General features: G+C 44.6%; 17 protein-coding genes. 7 read left to right on the top strand and 10 right to left on the bottom strand.

Features of this window, described 5'->3' with window-relative positions; genetic code table 11:
• Positions 1 to 5 precede the first annotated feature (5 nt).
• Positions 6 to 1,043 (bottom strand): N-acetyl-gamma-glutamyl-phosphate reductase, encoded by a 1,038-nt coding sequence (argC, locus tag ACH6C1_RS02745; protein WP_374074411.1) that lies wholly within the window; start codon positions 1,041 to 1,043, stop codon positions 6 to 8.
• A 538-nt stretch (positions 1,044 to 1,581) separates the two neighbouring features.
• Here argC and ACH6C1_RS02740 point away from each other — a divergent pair.
• Positions 1,582 to 1,836: an HPr family phosphocarrier protein gene (locus tag ACH6C1_RS02740; RefSeq protein WP_038563758.1), complete on the top strand. Its 255-nt coding sequence runs from the start codon at positions 1,582 to 1,584 to the stop codon at positions 1,834 to 1,836.
• Between the two features lie 36 nt (positions 1,837 to 1,872).
• On the opposite strand, the gene ACH6C1_RS02735 is transcribed toward ACH6C1_RS02740, so the two are convergent.
• Entirely contained in the window at positions 1,873 to 2,817 is a 945-nt protein-coding gene (locus tag ACH6C1_RS02735) for a fumarylacetoacetate hydrolase family protein (protein ID WP_374074409.1), read from the bottom strand.
• 98 nt (positions 2,818 to 2,915) lie between these two features.
• On the opposite strand from ACH6C1_RS02735, the gene ACH6C1_RS02730 reads away from it, so the two are divergent.
• Together ACH6C1_RS02730 and ACH6C1_RS02725 are read left to right on the top strand one after the other, a co-directional pair.
• Positions 2,916 to 3,848: a nucleoside hydrolase gene (locus ACH6C1_RS02730; protein ID WP_374074407.1), complete on the top strand. Its 933-nt coding sequence runs from the start codon at positions 2,916 to 2,918 to the stop codon at positions 3,846 to 3,848.
• Between the two features lie 130 nt (positions 3,849 to 3,978).
• Positions 3,979 to 4,770, top strand: coding sequence for a histidinol-phosphatase HisJ family protein (locus ACH6C1_RS02725; RefSeq protein ID WP_374074405.1), 792 nt, complete (start codon positions 3,979 to 3,981; stop codon positions 4,768 to 4,770).
• Here the strand turns inward: ACH6C1_RS02725 and ACH6C1_RS02720 are convergent.
• The 3 genes from ACH6C1_RS02720 to motA form a co-directional block, all read right to left on the bottom strand.
• Complete coding sequence (locus ACH6C1_RS02720) at positions 4,762 to 5,568, bottom strand: hypothetical protein (RefSeq protein ID WP_374074403.1); 807 nt, start codon at positions 5,566 to 5,568, stop codon at positions 4,762 to 4,764. The two genes, ACH6C1_RS02725 and ACH6C1_RS02720, sit on opposite strands and share 9 nt — an antisense overlap.
• 131 nt (positions 5,569 to 5,699) lie before the next feature.
• Positions 5,700 to 6,512, bottom strand: a complete 813-nt coding sequence (motB, locus tag ACH6C1_RS02715) for a flagellar motor protein MotB (RefSeq protein ID WP_095221176.1) — start codon at positions 6,510 to 6,512, stop codon at positions 5,700 to 5,702.
• Positions 6,509 to 7,306 carry a flagellar motor stator protein MotA gene (motA, locus tag ACH6C1_RS02710; protein WP_095221177.1) on the bottom strand — a complete coding sequence of 266 codons (798 nt, stop codon included), beginning with the start codon at positions 7,304 to 7,306 and terminating at the stop codon, positions 6,509 to 6,511. The genes motB and motA overlap by 4 nt, the downstream gene beginning before the upstream one ends.
• A 316-nt stretch (positions 7,307 to 7,622) precedes the next feature.
• On the opposite strand from motA, the gene ACH6C1_RS02705 reads away from it, so the two are divergent.
• From ACH6C1_RS02705 to ACH6C1_RS02690, 4 genes are read left to right on the top strand one after another with little or no spacing between them, the layout of a single operon-like run.
• Positions 7,623 to 9,113: a PTS mannitol transporter subunit IIBC gene (locus ACH6C1_RS02705; RefSeq protein ID WP_374074400.1), complete on the top strand. Its 1,491-nt coding sequence runs from the start codon at positions 7,623 to 7,625 to the stop codon at positions 9,111 to 9,113.
• 16 nt (positions 9,114 to 9,129) lie between these two features.
• Complete coding sequence (locus ACH6C1_RS02700; RefSeq protein WP_374074398.1) at positions 9,130 to 11,220, top strand: BglG family transcription antiterminator; 2,091 nt, start codon at positions 9,130 to 9,132, stop codon at positions 11,218 to 11,220.
• Positions 11,221 to 11,222: 2 nt separating this feature from the next.
• Positions 11,223 to 11,654, top strand: coding sequence for a PTS mannitol transporter subunit IIA (locus ACH6C1_RS02695; protein WP_374074396.1), 432 nt, complete (start codon positions 11,223 to 11,225; stop codon positions 11,652 to 11,654).
• Positions 11,654 to 12,805, top strand: coding sequence for a mannitol-1-phosphate 5-dehydrogenase (locus ACH6C1_RS02690; protein ID WP_374074394.1), 1,152 nt, complete (start codon positions 11,654 to 11,656; stop codon positions 12,803 to 12,805). Before ACH6C1_RS02695 ends, ACH6C1_RS02690 begins: the two co-directional genes overlap by 1 nt.
• 238 nt (positions 12,806 to 13,043) lie before the next feature.
• Here ACH6C1_RS02690 and ACH6C1_RS02685 read toward each other — a convergent pair whose 3' ends face one another.
• The 5 genes from ACH6C1_RS02685 to ACH6C1_RS02665 all read right to left on the bottom strand — a co-directional run bounded on the left by ACH6C1_RS02685 (position 13,044) and on the right by ACH6C1_RS02665 (position 17,632).
• Entirely contained in the window at positions 13,044 to 13,943 is a 900-nt protein-coding gene (locus ACH6C1_RS02685; protein ID WP_374074392.1) for an NAD(P)/FAD-dependent oxidoreductase, read from the bottom strand.
• An 18-nt stretch (positions 13,944 to 13,961) separates the two neighbouring features.
• On the bottom strand, positions 13,962 to 14,747 hold the full coding sequence (locus ACH6C1_RS02680; protein ID WP_095221188.1) for an SDR family oxidoreductase: 786 nt from the start codon (positions 14,745 to 14,747) through the stop codon (positions 13,962 to 13,964).
• 99 nt (positions 14,748 to 14,846) lie between these two features.
• Positions 14,847 to 15,368, bottom strand: a complete 522-nt coding sequence (locus ACH6C1_RS02675; protein ID WP_374074389.1) for a YfiT family bacillithiol transferase — start codon at positions 15,366 to 15,368, stop codon at positions 14,847 to 14,849.
• 74 nt (positions 15,369 to 15,442) lie between these two features.
• A complete protein-coding gene (locus ACH6C1_RS02670) occupies positions 15,443 to 16,567 on the bottom strand; it encodes an ABC transporter ATP-binding protein (RefSeq protein ID WP_095221191.1) in 1,125 nt (374 codons plus the stop codon).
• A 114-nt stretch (positions 16,568 to 16,681) separates the two neighbouring features.
• Positions 16,682 to 17,632 carry an aminopeptidase gene (locus ACH6C1_RS02665; protein ID WP_374074387.1) on the bottom strand — a complete coding sequence of 317 codons (951 nt, stop codon included), beginning with the start codon at positions 17,630 to 17,632 and terminating at the stop codon, positions 16,682 to 16,684.
• Positions 17,633 to 17,662 lie beyond the last annotated feature (30 nt).

The raw sequence follows: 17,662 nt of genomic DNA, 5'->3' as shown, positions 1-17,662 counted from the left end.
CTCCTTTATGGATAAACCGGCAGCATCCACAATCCTGCAGTCTGCTCCCAGCCTTGCATGATATTCATATTCTGGATAGCTTGGCCTGCCGCTCCTTTTACCAGGTTGTCGATAACCGATACGATAGTCAGCCTGTTTGTCCGCTTATCCAGATGCAGCCCGATATCACAGAAATTACTTGTGGCTACTTCCTTTGTCGCCGGCCATTCTCCTTGCGGTCTGATACGTACAAATGGGTGTGATCGATAATAATTTTCATATGATTCCAATAATTCAGCTTCTGATAAGTCCTTTTGAAGATCTGCATAAATGGTAGCGAGAATCCCTCTCGTCATCGGAACAAGCTGCGTGGAAAAGGTAATAGGCTTCTGCGTACCGCCGACACCTGCCAAAACCTGTTCTATTTCCGGGATATGCTTGTGTGCACCTAATTTATAAGCTTTCATATTTTCATTTATCTCACTATAATGCGTAACAGAACTTAATGACTTGCCTGCTCCGGAAAGACCTGATTTGGCATCAACGATAATGGAAGATGGATCAATCAAACCATTATGTACTGCCGGCAGCAGACCGAGAAGCGTGGCTGTCGGGTAACAGCCCGGATTAGCTACAAATGCAGCGCCTGCAACCTCCTCGCTATTCAGCTCAGGCAATCCGTAAACAGCTCTTTCCAGCAGGTCAGCTGAAGCCGCGTCCAGCTTATACCATTCCTTATAGACTGCTGGATCCTTCAAACGGAAATCCCCTGCTAAATCTACACATCGAATACCAGCTCCCACAAGCTCCGGCAGAAGATCCCTGCTCACACCAGGAGGAGCAGCAAAGAATGCAAAGTCCACTTGCTCTTTCAAATCCGAAACATCAAAAGTTTCCATAGTTCCTTCTACAAAACCATCCGTATGCGGATACAATGCTGTTAATGAGTTTCCCGCATTAGAATGGGAGATAATCGCCTTCACTTCTGCATATGGATGTATATGCAGAAGTCTTAGTAATTCCACCGCTCCATAACCTGTACCGCCTATTATTGCGACTTTCACGGACGTAACCTCCTATAAACAAGTACGAATTAGTTAGTAATTATACTTTAGTATGTATTTTTATTCAATAGGAAAGGTGAAAATTATACACTTGCTGCTGTCTCTCCGTATCCCAGTGTTATACGTTGTAAATACATTTACTTTTTAGGGGAATATTCCTTATCTCAAGTGCATTCTTTTAGTTTTATTACGTCGCATACTATTAAGAGCAAGCAAAAGTTGTTACTTCTTTATTGAAAATAGAGGAGATTCTGAGATGACAAAATTGGCCTGCCTACGCTGTTATGTGAGAGCGTTTCATCCTGATGAAAATTTCCTTCTTCCTGAGCAAAAAGAACTTCGAATATCTCTGATAGGGAAAGCACGCACCCGTTGTGCGCTTTCATGCATATACTTATCAAAATCATTGCACTCACCATACAATATGTTATACTGCTATCAAGTAATGTGTAAGCGCTACCAATAAGTTCATCTTGCACTTTTCTGCTACTGCTGTAAAATTTGGTATGCTAAACTGCTAGACAAAGGAGAATGATATATGCGATCAAAGAAAACACTCATCCACGCTGCAGTAGATATCAATCAAACTGCAAACCAGTTCAAATCAAGTATTGTATTAGTAATGGATAACAAAGTGGTAGATGCCAAAAGTATGCTCGGACTTTCCAATAGTGTACTGACATCCGATTTTTTCCGCTTGGAGATATATGGCGAGGACGCTGAAGAAGCGAAGAAGGCAATGCGGGATGTATTCCTAAGTAATGGCCTGCCAGTGGAAATCAGCAATAAATAAAAAGGCAGCTTCGGATAACCGAAGCTGTCTTTTCTATTAGATTCGGGATGGTTTAGGAATGATCTTGTTGCGAAGCTGACCGATTCCTTCGATTTCTATCTCAACCACATCTCCGTCTTTTAAGAACTGCGGCGGATCCATTGCGAAGCCAACGCCATTCGGAGTCCCTGTCATGATGACATCTCCTGGTTCCAATGTCATGATGCCTGAGATGAAAGAAACCAAATGAGGTACTGAGAAAATCAGATGTTTTGTACTGGAATCCTGTCGTTTTTCCCCATTCACAAACGTACGGATCGAAAGATTGGATACGTCTTCGATTTCTTCCGCAGTAACAAGGTGCGGACCCATAGGGGCACTGCGATCTAATGTCTTTCCTTGAAGGAATTGCGGAGTCCGGCGCTGTAAGTCGCGAGCGGACACATCATTGGCAATGGTATACCCTGCTATATAGTCCATTGCCTCACTCTCTGTTACCTCCTGCGCCCTTCTACCGATTACAACCGCAAGTTCTCCTTCATAATCAAGCTTTTCGGTAAGCTTTGAATGGTATACACCTTGGTCATGCGCACATACCGCATTAGCGAATTTACCGAAAAGAACTGGGTAATCTGGCAGTTCCCGGCCCATTTCCTCGATATGATCCTTATAATTCAAACCAACACAGACAATTTTCCCAGGCTTCGGCACAGGTGGTCCAAGTATGATTTCTTCTGTTCTAAACTGGACCTCCTCCAGCCCTTCCGCAAGCGCAAATGCCTCCGCACGTAATGCACGCTTCATTGCATGCGGACCCATTTCATAGAAAGCATTCGGATCAGCTGGCAGCAAACTCTCGACTGTCATCGCCAAATCTATCTCGTTCTCTGACAGTAAATAATGCCGGTACGCTTCCTGTAAATCGATTATACGCCCTTCTACTCTGCTTCCGATTCGATACGGATTAAGGTCTCTGCCAACTTTATAAGCTACTAGCTTCATCCAAACCCTCTCCTTTTTATGCGAATACTCAAAATTGACTCTCTCTTTCTATGATATAGTAAGAAAGTCAGACAGCATAGAAGAAAGGGAGTCATAAAATGAAAAACGTCTATTTAAATCATGATGGCGGAGTCGATGATCTTATTTCGCTATATCTTTTATTGAAAATGGAGAATGTGCGCCTTATCGGCTGTTCCGTCATTCCAGCAGATTGCTATTTGGAACCTGCACTGTCAGCAAGCCGGAAAATCAATGATCGCTTCGGCAATCCGGACACACTTGAAATTGCTGCTTCCACTTCCCGAGGTAAAAATCCGTTCCCGAAAGACTGGCGGATGCATGCTTTCTTTGTTGATGCATTGCCAATTTTGAATGAACATCTTCCGGTGCGTACAAAGGTTGCTGAAAAACCTGCCCACTTGGATATCATAGATAAATTGAAAGCTCAGGAAGAGAAAACAACTCTCATTTTCATCGGACCACTGACTGATTTGGCACGAGCATTGGAAATGGATCCGTCTATTGAACAGCATATCGAAAAGCTTGTATGGATGGGCGGCACATTGCTTTCAACAGGGAATGTGGAAGAACCAGAACACGATGGTACAGCTGAATGGAATGCCTTCTGGGATCCAGAAGCAATGGACACTGTTTGGAAAAGTGACATACTAATTGATATGGTAGCGCTGGAGAGTACAAATCAAGTTCCTCTTACTGTGGATATCCGCGAGGAATGGGCACGCAACCGCAAGCATGAAGGTGTGGATTTTGTCGGTCAGAGTTATGCTGCTGTACCGCCGCTCGTTCATTTCGAAACGAACTCGACGTATTATCTGTGGGATGTACTTACAACAGCTTCTGTCGGCAATAGTTCCTTAGTTAAAAAGCAGCCTGTTCATGTCAGTGTAGAGGCTGATGGTCCATCACAAGGACGTACATATGAGGATAAAAACGGGAAAGAAATTCAATTGGTTCATGATGTCGATCATGATGCTTTCTTCTCTTACATCCTGTCATTGATGAAAGCATAATACACTGCATTTTCATATAATTGGTATCGCATATATACAATAAATTTGTTATACTATTCCGGGGTTGTTATCCACATGTGGATAACCTAAAAAGTACGAACGGAAAGAAGGCAGATTAGAGATTATGTATATGGATTACCATCATCACACGAATAACTCAATCGATTCCAAAGCTGTCATGCAGGACGTGTGTGAACAAGCTATCAGCAAAGTAATCAAAGAAATCTGTTTCACCGAGCATTTTTCCGTAAATCCATCTGCGCCAACATATGGTCATATGGATTTCGCTAAATATCAGCAGGATATTAATGACTCTCAGGATTCCTATGGTAACCAGCTAACGATCAAAATGGGAATTGAGCTCTGTGAACCGCATCTTATGAAGGATGAGTATCAATCAGAGCTCAGCTCCATTCCATTTGATTTCATCATGGGATCTGTTCATAACATCGGCAACCAGAAGCTGCGTCTACATCTTCGTGCGAATGAGGACACTTTTTACGGTGACTATTTCGCAGAGATGTACAAGCTCGTTTCGGATGCCGATATCGACGTACTTGCTCACATCGATTTGATGAAACGGTACGCAGTCCAAGAAGGGCATGATGTTTATCTATTCGAACAACATAAAGATCAAATTGCCGCGATTTTGGAAAAAGCGATACAGCGCGGTATCGGTATTGAGATCAACACTTCCGGTTTGCGGAGCTCACTTAAAGAGGCTCTGCCTACACCGCAGATCGTTTCTCTATATCGTGATCTAGGCGGGAAGATCCTGACACTTGGCTCTGATTCCCATAAAGCAGAGACAGTCGGGGCAGGTATAAAAGAGGCTGCACTAATTGCCAGACAATGCGGATTCACTCATATCTGCCAATTTGATAAGCGCGAACCGCGTGCTGTGCCTTTACCTTTAAGCTAATACTTCCTTTTCATTACGCAGCTTATGCTTGATAAAAGCTTTGAATTGCTCATCCTGACTGTCCGGCACTAATGCTGGATTGTCAGGATTTTGCATATAGGATTCTTCTTCACTCCATAATTCCTTCCTCAGCACTCGCAGTCTTACATAATACGTCATCAGCTTCAGATCAAGCCACATTTCTTCTTTGAAGAACTCAAATACTTCCGCCTGACTTGCTGTTGTCTCCTCTTTCTTCTGTGCAATCGTATACTGCGCTTGTACGATCTTATTCAGATGCTCTTGCATCACTTCCTGTTCAGCAGTTGTGAATGTTCCCTTACTGATGGTATCATTCATCAGCTTCTCGGCTTCTGCTGTATGCTTCAATATTGATTCCTGCTCCTGCCGAATTGTATCCAACAGATCAAAAAATCTAGAAAATGCCTGCTGGATGATATCGGTAGCAAGACGCATCACATTCTTCTCCACAGCCTCAAGCAGCTGACGAAAAGAATGATAGCGAGTGTCCGTCAGTTTAACTCCATCATCTGAAGTCAACCTCCGAATCATCTGCACACTGGTCATGTAGCTATAGTAACGAGCAGCCAGATCCTCCACTTCATGCTGCGCAGGTACTCTGCCGTCCTCTGCAATAAGCAGCCGTTCATTGCTGGGCATAAATGTAAAATAATAATGCACTGGTATGTTATTGTCCTTGCATACAGCAGGACATACATCCATACGTTCATCATCCTGCTTCCGATTGCGCTCGGCCGCTTCACTCACCTGCTGCGGTAACAACTCTTTCGTAATCATCCGTATTCCTCCGTTCTTTCCTGCTTATATCTAGTATTTCACAAATTTATCTAACTCAATCCTACCTTATTCCCCTATTCTTATGTAAGCATTTTCATTCCATAATAAAAATAACAGCCCTGATAGGACTGTTATTCTGTCTCAGCTTTTCGAGGCAGGATCAAGACTTCCACTCGGCGGTTCTTTTCCCTGCCTTCAGCTGTATCGTTTGAAGCGATCGGTTTAAATTCACCGTATCCTTTTGAACTGAACCAGCGTGGGTCAAGCTCCTCGTTTTCCAATACGACTTTCATGAAATTAACAGAACGCATCACACTAAGCTCCCAGTTGGAATTGTATGATGATGTGCTTATCGGCACATTATCGGTATGACCGCTGATGATTACTTCGCGCGGCGGATCCATCACAAGAAGATCCGAAATCTCTCTTGCGATCTCTTCATCACTTACACTGACCTCACTGCTGCCCGAGTTGAACAAGACATTGTCGTTGATAGTCAGCAGCAAGCCCTCGTCTGTCAACGCAGTTGAGAACTTATCACTCAGATCTTTATCCTTGATATATGTCTCTATCTTCTCCTGAATCTTTTGCAGCTCTTCCTGTTCGGCTGCTTCCAAGTCAGCTTCATTAGCTTTCTCTTTATCAGCCTCTTCAGATGCAGCTGTCTCTTCTTTCTTTTCTTCTTCATTATTCTGATCAATAGCAGTTGAACTAGTATCGTTTCCTGGAGTCATGCTTGTATTGGATTCCAATAAACCTTCTCCGCCATGCAAGATACTGCTGAAGGAGTCAGATATTTTGGCGAACTTCTGCGCATCGATCGAGCTGGTGGCGAACAAGACGATGAAAAGCGCCAGCAGAAGTGTCAGAAGATCGGCATACGGGAGCAGCCAGGATTCGTCCACATGTTCTTCATGCTTTTTGTGCTTGCGCCTCCGGCTCATACTGCCACTTCCTCTTCCGTCTCAGCCTCAGCAAACTCAGCTTTTTCTTTACTTGGCAAGTAAGCAAGCAGCTTCTGTTCGAGCATGCGCGGTGTCTCGCCTTCTAAGATGGAGAGGATACCTTCCACCATCAGCAGCTTATGCTGTACTTCCTGCTGTGTCTTCCGCTTCAATTTATTGGCGATCGGGTGACAGATGACATAGCCTGTGAATATCCCCATTAAAGTTGCAACAAAGGCAGCAGCAATAGCATGACTTAACTTATCGATATCTGATATGTCGCCAAGTGCCGCAATAAGGCCGATAACAGCTCCCAGTACACCTAATGATGGTGCATAAGTGCCGGCCTGTGTGAAAATAGATGCACCAACCGCATGACGATCTTCCAACGCATCAACCTCTTCATTTAAAACATTACGGATATATTCTGGTGACTCTCCATCAACAGCCATGCTCAATCCGTTCCGAAGAAAATCATCTTCTACATCACGAGCACTGTTCTCCAATGCAAGCAATCCTTCTTTCCGGCTGATCTGTGACCATTCCGAGAACATACGGACAAGCTCTTTTGTATTGAATTCCTGTTTATTCTTAAATACAACGCCAAGCAGCTTAGGGAATCGTTTCAATTCATTTCCCGGAAAAGCCAGTACAACAGAAGCTGCTGTACCTACGATGATGATCAGTATGGCAGCAGGGTTAATAAGTGCTGCAGGACTCACACCCTTCAATACCATACCGACTCCTACTGCAACCAAGCCCAATATAACACCAATGATTGATGATTTATCCATATTTCCATTCTCCTAAAAAAGTTTGATTACCATTAATATCGGATGCAATTATAAAATCTGTATACTTTTTCATAAACTTTACGTTTCTTTTCCAGCAGAGAAGGTTATCAGTAACAAAAGTGTCAAATTTATATTCGACAGTATAGTCTGCGGCCTTTTACCTAAGCTAAAAACATTGCAAAAGACACAGTTGGCAGGAAGACACGTGACAAAGGTGGTGTTTGTTTCTGTTGTGAAATCGCATACATACCACGTAAGATAGAAGCAAGCACTACTTTATACAATATTTTTTCACATATAAAAAGGGGGAAAAAGCATGGCACAGGAAAAAGCCAGTGTCCGCGCTCGTGTTCAAAAGTTTGGCTCATATTTGAGCAGCATGGTTATGCCAAACATCGGTGCATTTATTGCTTGGGGTCTTATTACCGCTTTATTCATTCCGGATGGATACTTTCCAAATGAAACGATCGCTGCGATCGTTAGTCCGTCCATCACGTATTTACTGCCATTATTAATTGGTTTTACTGGAGGACGTCTCGTCCACGATATCCGAGGCGGTGTCGTTGGGGCAATCGTCACCATGGGGGCAATTGTAGGCTCTCCGGATACTCCGATGTTCCTTGGTGCAATGGCAATGGGTCCGCTCGGCGGATATGCCATCAAATTGTTTGACCAGTATATCGGTTCTAAAGTACGTTCCGGTTTCGAAATGCTTGTCAATAACTTCTCTGCCGGTATCATCGGCGGTGGATTGGCAATCGCAGCAATTTATTTTGTAGGACCACTTCTTGAAGGATTAACAAATGTATTAGCATCAGGTGTTGACTGGCTTGTAGGACTCGGACTCCTTCCTCTTGTCAACGTATTGATTGAACCAGCGAAAGTATTATTCCTTAACAACGCAATCAACCATAGTATTTTCACACCTCTTGGTCTTGAGCAGTCAGCTGAAGTCGGTAAATCGATTCTATTCCTTTTGGAAGCTAACCCAGGTCCAGGTTTAGGTATCCTGCTTGCCTTTATGATATTTGGAAAAGGAAGCGCAAGAGCATCAGCACCAGGTGCAGCGATCATCCATTTCTTCGGTGGTATTCATGAAATTTACTTCCCGTACATTCTTATGAAACCAGCATTGATTATTGCGGCAATTGGCGGTGGTGTAACCGGAACACTAATTTTCTCTTTGATGGATGTAGGTCTTCGTGCCGCAGCTTCACCAGGTAGTGTTATCGCAATCTTCCTAATGAGCTATCCTAGTGCAGTTAACTACCTTGGCTTGGCACTTGGTATCCTAGGTGCTGCTGCCGTATCATTCGCCATCTCTGCTGTCATCATGAAGAGCAGTAAAGCTTCCGAAACGAATATTGAGGAAGCAACTGCGAAATCTAAAGAAATGAAAGGTACAAAACCAGCTGCTGCTGTCGGTATCAACCAAGCTGGCGGTGCTACAGATGAAGCTGCAGAAACACTTGATACAAAAGCACAGCACGATGAAACGAGCAGTAATTCTTTCGACTACAGCAATGTAAACAAAATAACATTCGCTTGTGATGCAGGCATGGGATCAAGTGCAATGGGTGCTTCCCTTCTGCGTAAGAAGATGAAGGATGCTGGATTGACTGAAATCAAGGTCGATAATGCAGCCATCTCCAATATCCAGAATGATGCTGATATCGTCATCACACAGAAGAATCTGACGGACCGTGCCCGCAACAAACGTCCGGACGCTGAGCATATCTCAGTGGAAAACTTCTTGAACAGTCCGCGGTACGCTGAACTGATCGAAAACCTTAAAAAGCACCAATAAGCAAGGAGTGATTGATTTGGAATTGGTTAGCAGCAGAGAAAGAAGAATAATCCTGCAATTGCTGCGTTCCAGAAACCAATTCATCTCCATTCGAGAGCTGGCAGAGCTATTACATGTCAGCTCTCGAACTATTCACCGGGAATTGAAGCAAGTGGAACGGACACTTGCCGAGAATAAGCTGTCCCTGCTGCGTGTTACCGGATCCGGTATCCGGATTGAAGGAGAAAGGGAACAGATGGAAGCATTGCAAGAGCAGCTGCGTGATGCGGTCGAGGTAGATACGACCCAGGAAGAGCGGCTGCTTCATTTGCTTTATCTACTAGTTGAGGCTGCCGAACCTGTTAAAGTAGCTTATTTGGCAAATGAAGTGCAATTATCGAAGACGGCTTTATCCGTGTATTTGGATGCATTGGAAGCAAGATTAGCCGATTATTCGCTGTCCATCATAAGGCGTCGAGGTGTTGGAGTTGAGCTGGATGGAGAAGAGAACGAAAAAAGGAAGGTACTCGTCCAGCTCATGATGGAACAGCTGGATCAGGCTTCCATCTATACTTTTACAAATGATCATGAAGAACAGAATTTGCATCAGTTCCTTCAAAACATCATAAAAGATCAGCGTATGACAATGGTCGAAAAATACGTAATGGATCATTTGACCAAACTGTCGTATTCCATTGCGGATAATGCCTACGTTGCACTGATCACCTATATCAGTATTACGATCAAAAGAATACAGCAGGCCAAGAGCGTTACACTATCTCCCCCGCTGCTCGAATCTTTACAAAAAACGGAAGAATATACGATTGCCGCGGCACTCAGCAGGGAATTGGAAGATACCTTCCCTGTAACGTTTTCAGCTTCTGAGATCGGTTATATTGCCGTACAGATCCAAGGTGCAAAGCGGAACGAAACGACACATCGCTCTGATCCGCTGTTTGAGCTGCAAGTACAAGCTTTCATCCAATTGGTTGCTGCTTCGATACAGCTGCCGCAGCTGGAAAAGGACGAAACTTTTACTGATGGACTGCTCGCTCATATCGAACCGGCTATCAGCCGAGCGAGGGAAGGTATTCAAACGTACAATCCGCTTACAGAGAAGATTGAACAAGATTATCAAGAAGTTGTAGCCGCAGTTCGAGAAGCTCTTGAAACGGTGTTTCCTACTTTTCGTTTCGGACAAGGAGAAGTTGCCTTCCTGGCACTGCATTTCGCTTCTGCAAGGGAAAGGCAGCGCAGCAGACAACGATTGCATGCCTTAGTCGTTTGCGCAAGCGGGATTGGCACTTCCAAGATGCTTGCCAGCAGGCTGCAGAATGAGTTTCCCGAAATCACCCAGGTGTCGCTGTCATCTTTTCTGGAGTTGAAGGATATGGAGTTGGAAAGCTTTGATTTGCTTATTTCAACAATCAGCCTTGACCAATTCCACCGTCAATACTTGCTTGTCAATCCACTCCTGCCTGGACCGGATGTCAAACGAGTAGATGCATTCATCCAACAGGAACTTCCGACTATTTATAAGAAAAGAAAACATATAGCACCCGCTAAAGCTTCACCCGCAACATTCCCTACAGTTTCAGCTTTCGATTCAAAATTAGAGGAATTGAAGACATTGACAGCGGCTACCCGAACTGTATGGAATAACTTTATGATCGATGAGACATATCAATCGCAGATAGATTTGTTCTCCCATATCGATCAGCGTGCAGCTAATCATGCTGTCATCAAGAAACAAGGAACGCTTGCAACCCTTCTCCGACAACGTGATGAGCTCGGAGGAATGGGTATCCCTGATACAAGAATGGCTTTGTATCATAGCCGCAGTACAGAAATCGAGCAGCCCGCATTTTGGATGATGGCGCTATCCTCCCCTATTATGATCAAGGGGATGGACAACAAAGTGATGGAGGCTGATCGCCTTTTCATCCTTGCTGCACCGGACAATTTGCCTGCGAGCTGTTACGAGCTGTTCAGTAAGATCAGTATCCTTATTTTAGAAGAGCATATTCAGCACATGATTCGCTCTGCGGATCAGGATGCACTCAGCAAGGAATTGGCGCAGCTGCTCACTGCCCACATCCAACAATTCACAGATCACTTAGGAGGGTAATCATGGAAGTATTACAAGAAGCAAATATTTTGATGAACACGACATTGGAGAATCAGGAAGATGCTATCCGGAAAGCCGGCCAAATTCTTGTGGATAATGGCTATGTTAATGAAACGTATGTGGATAAAATGATCGAACGAGAAGCATTGACATCTACTTATATGGGTAATTTCGTAGCTATTCCGCATGGTACAGAAGATGCAAAAGGCGAAGTTATCGCTTCCGGTATCTCTATCATCCAGGCACCAGAAGGCGTTACATTCGATGGCAATGAAGTGAAGCTCGTTTTCGGTATTGCCGGTAAAAACAATGAACATTTGGATATCCTTTCGCAAATTGCTATCGTTTGCTCCGAGGAGGAAAACATTGAAAAGCTTGTGAATGCAACAAGCAAACAGGAGATCATTGACATGTTCTCTGAGGTGGATGCGTAATGAAGAGCGTACACATTGGTGCCGGCAATATCGGCAGAGGCTTTATCGGCGCCCTTCTCTCTCATGCGGATGTACATGTTACTTTTGCTGATGTGAACAGTGACATCATCTCCGCTTTGAAGGAAAAGCAGCAATATGAAGTCGTCTATGCACAGGAAGAAGCACATTCCGAAACCATAACCGGTGTTACTGGTTTAAATAGCGCCACAGAAGAAGAAGCTGTCATCAAAGCAATTGCAGAAGCTGATCTTGTTACGACTGCAGTGGGCCCATCCATCCTGCCGCATGTTGCGCCTGTAATCGCCAAAGGACTCGTCAAACGGGCAAAACAGCCCAAACCGGTCCATGTCATTGCATGCGAGAATATGATCCGAGGATCAAGCCAGCTGCGTGAGTTTGTCATCTCTCACATCGATGAACAGGATATGGAAAATGTAGAAAGCTATACAGCATTCTGCGATGCTGCTGTTGATCGGATTGTTCCGATTCAGGAGCAGCAGGATTTGCTGACAGTCCAAGTGGAACCTTATTTCGAATGGGTTGTGGAAAAGAAGAATTGGCAGGGCGAACTACCAGCAATAGATGCTATCACTTTTGTTGATAATCTGGAGCCTTATATTGAAAGAAAGCTTCTGACAGTTAATACGGGTCATGCTGCCATTGCCTATGCTGGCTACGCAAAAGGCTACGACACAATCATCGACGCTATTAAAGATGAAGAGATTCTTACTTTAGCTAAGCAGGCGCTGCAAGAAACAAGCTCTCTATTACAAGAAAAGTGGGGCTTCGAGGAAGATGACCTGTCCCACTATATCGCAAAAATCCTACAGCGTTACCAAAACCCATACATTTCAGATATGGTGACACGCGTGGGACGCGGACCGATCCGTAAGCTTGGACCTAAGGATAGATTGGTCTACCCAGCACAAGCATTGCTGGAGCAAGGCAAATCGGCTGATGCGCTGCTTACGACAATCGCCTTTGCATTGGAATTCGATCCAGAAGGCGATGATGAAGCGAAAGAATTGCAGGAACGCATCAAGTCGGAAGGAGCAGCTTCCGCTTTATCGCATATTAGCGGACAGCCTAAAGACAGCGAGCTAGTAAAGCAAGCTATCGAAAAATATGAACAACAAAAAGACAGAGCGTAAAGCCTGACCAAAAAAAGAGGATCAATCCGTTCCATTTCGAACGGACTGATCCTCTTTTTTTATGTTATATCTTTCATTAACTTTATGATGCGCCTCCAGCAAGACCTCTGCATACCTTTTACCGTCGTTAGCCTTCTATCTCTGCAAGGAATCGTTGAACTGTTTAAATGTTATGTTCGATGGGTTTTACTGTAGGCATAGATACAAATACAAATCCTATTGCCTTAAGTTGTTTTTTTCATTTTGTCTTCAATAAACGCTTTTGCATCCAGATAGCTGCCTGCATGCCATCCCCCATCGCGATACTGACCTGCTCAGAATGAACCGTAATATCTCCGGCTGCCCAGACTCCTTCTACGCTTGTTTCCTTTGTACGGGGATTGTTTTCGATATGCATATTCTTATGAAGTTCCACACCTAATGATTCTGCCAGCTCGCTGTTCACTTTGTTCTTACCAAAAGCAACGAAAGCTTTCTCCGCCCATAGCTTCTCGCCATTCACTAGGAAGCCTTCCAATTTATCCTCGTCGTCTAATACGACTTCTTGGATCGGCTGGTCATAATATTCGATCGAGTGCTTTTTCAATTTCTCGAAAGTTTCCTCGGACACCGGCTCCTGCTCATGATTAACAAAGACTATATCATCCGACCAGTAATGAAGCATGATGGCTAAATGCGCTCCTGCTTCTCCTGAACCAGCAACAACTGTCCGCTTGCCGCTTATTTCATAGCCATCACAATCAGGACACACATACACATCCGTACCCAGCAGCGGATACAGCTCCTTGATTGGTATACGGTCTGTTATTCCTGTCGAGAACAACAGAAGTTTTGCATCATGCGTATTTCCGTCTGCTGTTTTGACTGTGAAGCCTTCCTTCCACTTCTCCACTTCCACTGCTTCCTGCTGTTCAATACTAATACAGCCATACGAATCAATCTGTTTCCTGCCCAGCTCCAGCAAATGATTTCCTGATACCCCATCTGGCCACCCAATTAAATTATGGTAGCTTTTGCACCAATGCGATCTTCCGTCATTACGCTTATCCAGAACAAGTACATCACGCTTGTATCTGCCGAACTGTATAGCAGCTTGAATACCTGCGATTCCGCCGCCAATAATAATTACATCATACATTAACTTGCCTCCTAAAATTTATAGCAATGTTTCTGCACCGTCCGCATAAAGGACACTTCCTGACATATGCCCGGAAGCATCGGATGCGAGAAAGCAGACAATAGATGCTACATCTTCCGGCTTACCAGGCTCCCCTTTTAAAGGATGCTGACCTTTGGGAAAGATTTTGGGTATTTCCACTTCTGCCAGATGCTCCTCGTCTTTGTTCGTCCGTTTTTCAATATTCGTTTCGATTCCACCTGGGCAAATGACATTCACCCGAATACGATAAGCCGATAACTCCAATGCAGCCATTTTACCGAAAGCAGTTTCTGCAGCTTTTGAAGCACTGTACGCACTCATGCCAAAACCAGAAAATGTACGATTTCCATTTATTGAACTGGTAATGATGATACTCCCGCCATTGCTTTTCATGTAAGGAATGGCGAATTTCACTGTCAGAAAAGTACCTTTCGCATTCGTTCCGAGGGTCTTATCCCAATCCTCCTCAGGCAAATGTTCAATCGGAGAAAGCGTGCCATTGATGCCCGCATTAGCGAAGACGATATCCAGCTGTCCGAACTTATCCAGCACTTGCTTGTACGCCTCCTGCAGCTGACTGCTATCTGCTACGTCGACTTTGGCTGCTATCGCCGCTCCTCCAGCTGATTCGATTTCTGCTGCTGTCTTCTCTACAGCAGAAGCGTCCATATCAAACAACCCTACCCGGACACCCTTTTCAGCTAGCATGGCTGCAGCTGCCTTTCCGATACCAGATCCCGCTCCAGTCACAACCGCCACCTTACCATTCAATGATGCATCCATTCCGTCATCCACTCCTTCATCTATTTACTAGTTATTTCCTTACTAATCCTGAAGTAAAACCCCATCCATCAAAAAAGAGTATCCGTATAGGATACTCCATTAGTGTTCGTCTTCGTTTTTCAGCGCCAAGCGAATATGAGCCAAATGATGTTTGCCATGCCAAGCATAGATGCCGATATTTTCTTTCAAGCTCACCTCACCTGATTCCGGATGCCGGAATGTCCGATCCAGCTGTTCTGCAGTAAGTGATTGCAGCAGAATAACCCATTTATGATGTATGGAATCAAGCAGATTCAAAGCAGCTTGAGCTGGCATGTCATAGTCTGGCAGCTTGGCCCATTCTGCTTCTTCGTATGATTTAATGATTGGATTTTCTTCCGTCAATGCCAATTTGAAACGGATGAAGGAGTTAAGATGGCTGTCAGCTAAATGATGTACAAGCTGCTTGATAGTCCAGCCACCTTCCCGATATGTATGCTGGAGATCAGACTCTGACAGCCCCCTCACTAATGATGTTACCTGCTCTGGCAGCTGGTTTATTTCTTCTATCCACCGCTTCACTTGCTCCTCCGCTATAGGTCCTTCCTGTCGAAACTGACCAATTGGATATTTCCTGTCCATCGAACCCCTCCTTCACTTCATTTTAGATAATTTTACCATAGAAAAAGCCTGCACCCATTGGGCACAGGCTTTTTTCAAGATACTTGTGAAGCTGCGTTTGCTTCTGTAATCCGGGCTTCTGTTTCTTTATCGAAGAAATGTACTTGATCCATATCGAATAATAGCGTGCGCTTATCCTTGTTCCTAATATCCGACCGGGCGTCAACGCGAGCAACAAATTCCTGTCCAGCCATATCCGCATAAAGGAAGCTTTCAGCACCCATCAATTCGACAACATCGATTGTCGCTTCCACTTCATGCGCATGCGCCAGGCTTTCTTCATAATCGGCATCGTGGATATGCTCCGGTCTGATTCCCATTACAACCTCGCCGCTGCCATAGCCTGCCTCTTGCAGCATTTTACGTTTTGCTGGCGGAAGCTGGAAAGTAACATTACCGAGTTTCGCTTTGCCATCCTGGATAGTCACGTTGAGGAAGTTCATAGATGGAGAGCCGATGAAGCCGCCTACGAACATATTATTTGGATTATCATACACATCCTTCGGTGCACCTACCTGCTGGATGATACCGTCTTTCATGACAACAAGGCGGCTTGCCATCGTCATCGCTTCCGTCTGGTCATGCGTTACATAAATTGTAGTCGTCTGCAAACGCTGGTGAAGCTTTTGGATTTCCGCACGCATCTGCACACGCAGCTTTGCATCCAAGTTGGAAAGCGGCTCATCCATGAGGAATACTTTCGCATCACGGACAATCGCACGTCCTAGTGCAACCCGCTGACGCTGACCGCCGGAAAGGGCTTTTGGCTTCCGATTCAAGTAATCTGTCAATCCAAGAATCCGGCTTGCTTCCTGCACTCGTTTGTCTATTTCGTCCTTTTTGAATTTACGCAGCTTCAGACCGAATGCCATATTATTGTATACGTTCATATGCGGATATAGCGCATAGTTTTGGAATACCATTGCAATGTCCCGATCCTTTGGAGGGATATCGTTCATTCGTTCTCCGTCCATATAGAAGTCACCGCCTGAAATTTCCTCCAGACCAGCAATCATACGTAAAGTTGTTGATTTCCCGCAGCCGGAGGGACCAACGAAAACGATGAATTCTTTGTCATCTATCTCTAAGTTGAAATCTTCAACTGCCGTAACGTTCTTATCATAGACTTTCTGGATATTCTTCAACTGTATTTTAGCCATGTAAGCGCCTCCTTTTGTATACCTTTACTTTACCTTGTTTCGGAGTTTATTTCCATTTGTCACTTGCACAAAATGTAAGCGCTTTTATTGTGCGATATGCTAAGAAGCGCAGCTTTAGCTACGCTTCATCTCTCCTTCTTCCAAGAGCACTGTATCGTCCAAATAGACCGTCGGAGCTTTTACAACGCAATCGATGTGGACACCCGCAGCCACCATGCCTCCGAAGGTGTTGTTGCTGCCAAAAGCGATATGGATCGTTCCATATACTTTCTCATCCTCCAGGACATTGCCAGTGATTCTGGCTTTGTCATTCGTACCAACACCGAATTCAGCTACATTGCGTCCATCACCGCTCCCAAGCATTTGCAGCAGCATTTCTCCTTGCCGGCCAGTAGCTTCTGTCAAACGCCCTTCTTCTATTGAAAGAAGAATCGGTTCCTCAATTTTGCCTAAACCTGAAATCGAGCCATCAATCCATAAACGGCCTGAAGCTGTACCTTCCAATGGCGCGATATATGCTTCACCAGAGGGCAGGTTTCCGGATTGCCCCTTTTCCCGATAAATACCTGTACTTGGTACGCCGCTGCGGCCTTGGATGGAGAAGCTTAGTTCTTCGCCGTCTTTTTGGATTGTTACTCGTTTCGATTCACTCAATTTTTCAGTTACTGCAAATGTCATTTCTTCAACTGTATCGTAATCTGCACTTATTGCGCCTTCCAAAAACATATCATATGTAATCCCCGGCATCGTCGCAACGCGAACTCCAGCAGACACAGCTTCTTTTTTGGCTTGTGTATGCGTCAGGGAATGCTCTGTAATACAAACCGCAACATCACAATGCTTCATTGCTTCTGCCACGCTGCTCGGCGGTTCCTGACCAGACTTCTCCCTGTCTTGCATAACAAGCAGCAGTGTTTCCGATCCAATTGATCTGCCAGCTGCATAGAGCGCTTCCGCAAGCTCTTTCTTACTGTCATCTGTCACAATAAGCAGTGTTTCTTCTTTTTTCAGCGCTAAACTGCTGCTTAATACATTCCGGCTATTCTCCACTAATTTGCTTCCCATAGGGTATCCCTCCTGTTTCTTCCTATTATA

The sequence above is a fragment of the Terribacillus sp. JSM ZJ617 genome (assembly GCF_044383785.1).
Taxonomy (GTDB): Bacteria; Bacillota; Bacilli; order Bacillales; family Amphibacillaceae; genus Terribacillus.
This window is presented reverse-complemented; position numbering and strand designations above follow the sequence as displayed.

Excerpts from the sequence above, each read along its gene's own strand:
- ACH6C1_RS02740 (WP_038563758.1), top strand. The coding sequence starts at position 1,582 with ATGCGATCAAAGAAAACACTCATCCACGCTGCAGTAGATATCAATCAA.
- ACH6C1_RS02735 (WP_374074409.1), bottom strand. The coding sequence starts at position 2,817 with ATGAAGCTAGTAGCTTATAAAGTTGGCAGAGACCTTAATCCGTATCGA.
- ACH6C1_RS02730 (WP_374074407.1), top strand. The coding sequence starts at position 2,916 with ATGAAAAACGTCTATTTAAATCATGATGGCGGAGTCGATGATCTTATT.
- ACH6C1_RS02725 (WP_374074405.1), top strand. The coding sequence starts at position 3,979 with ATGGATTACCATCATCACACGAATAACTCAATCGATTCCAAAGCTGTC.
- ACH6C1_RS02720 (WP_374074403.1), bottom strand. The coding sequence starts at position 5,568 with ATGATTACGAAAGAGTTGTTACCGCAGCAGGTGAGTGAAGCGGCCGAG.
- motB (WP_095221176.1), bottom strand. The coding sequence starts at position 6,512 with ATGAGCCGGAGGCGCAAGCACAAAAAGCATGAAGAACATGTGGACGAA.
- motA (WP_095221177.1), bottom strand. The coding sequence starts at position 7,306 with ATGGATAAATCATCAATCATTGGTGTTATATTGGGCTTGGTTGCAGTA.
- ACH6C1_RS02705 (WP_374074400.1), top strand. The coding sequence starts at position 7,623 with ATGGCACAGGAAAAAGCCAGTGTCCGCGCTCGTGTTCAAAAGTTTGGC.
- ACH6C1_RS02695 (WP_374074396.1), top strand. The coding sequence starts at position 11,223 with ATGGAAGTATTACAAGAAGCAAATATTTTGATGAACACGACATTGGAG.
- ACH6C1_RS02690 (WP_374074394.1), top strand. The coding sequence starts at position 11,654 with ATGAAGAGCGTACACATTGGTGCCGGCAATATCGGCAGAGGCTTTATC.
- ACH6C1_RS02685 (WP_374074392.1), bottom strand. The coding sequence starts at position 13,943 with ATGTATGATGTAATTATTATTGGCGGCGGAATCGCAGGTATTCAAGCT.
- ACH6C1_RS02680 (WP_095221188.1), bottom strand. The coding sequence starts at position 14,747 with ATGGATGCATCATTGAATGGTAAGGTGGCGGTTGTGACTGGAGCGGGA.
- ACH6C1_RS02675 (WP_374074389.1), bottom strand. The coding sequence starts at position 15,368 with ATGGACAGGAAATATCCAATTGGTCAGTTTCGACAGGAAGGACCTATA.
- ACH6C1_RS02670 (WP_095221191.1), bottom strand. The coding sequence starts at position 16,567 with ATGGCTAAAATACAGTTGAAGAATATCCAGAAAGTCTATGATAAGAAC.
- ACH6C1_RS02665 (WP_374074387.1), bottom strand. The coding sequence starts at position 17,632 with ATGGGAAGCAAATTAGTGGAGAATAGCCGGAATGTATTAAGCAGCAGT.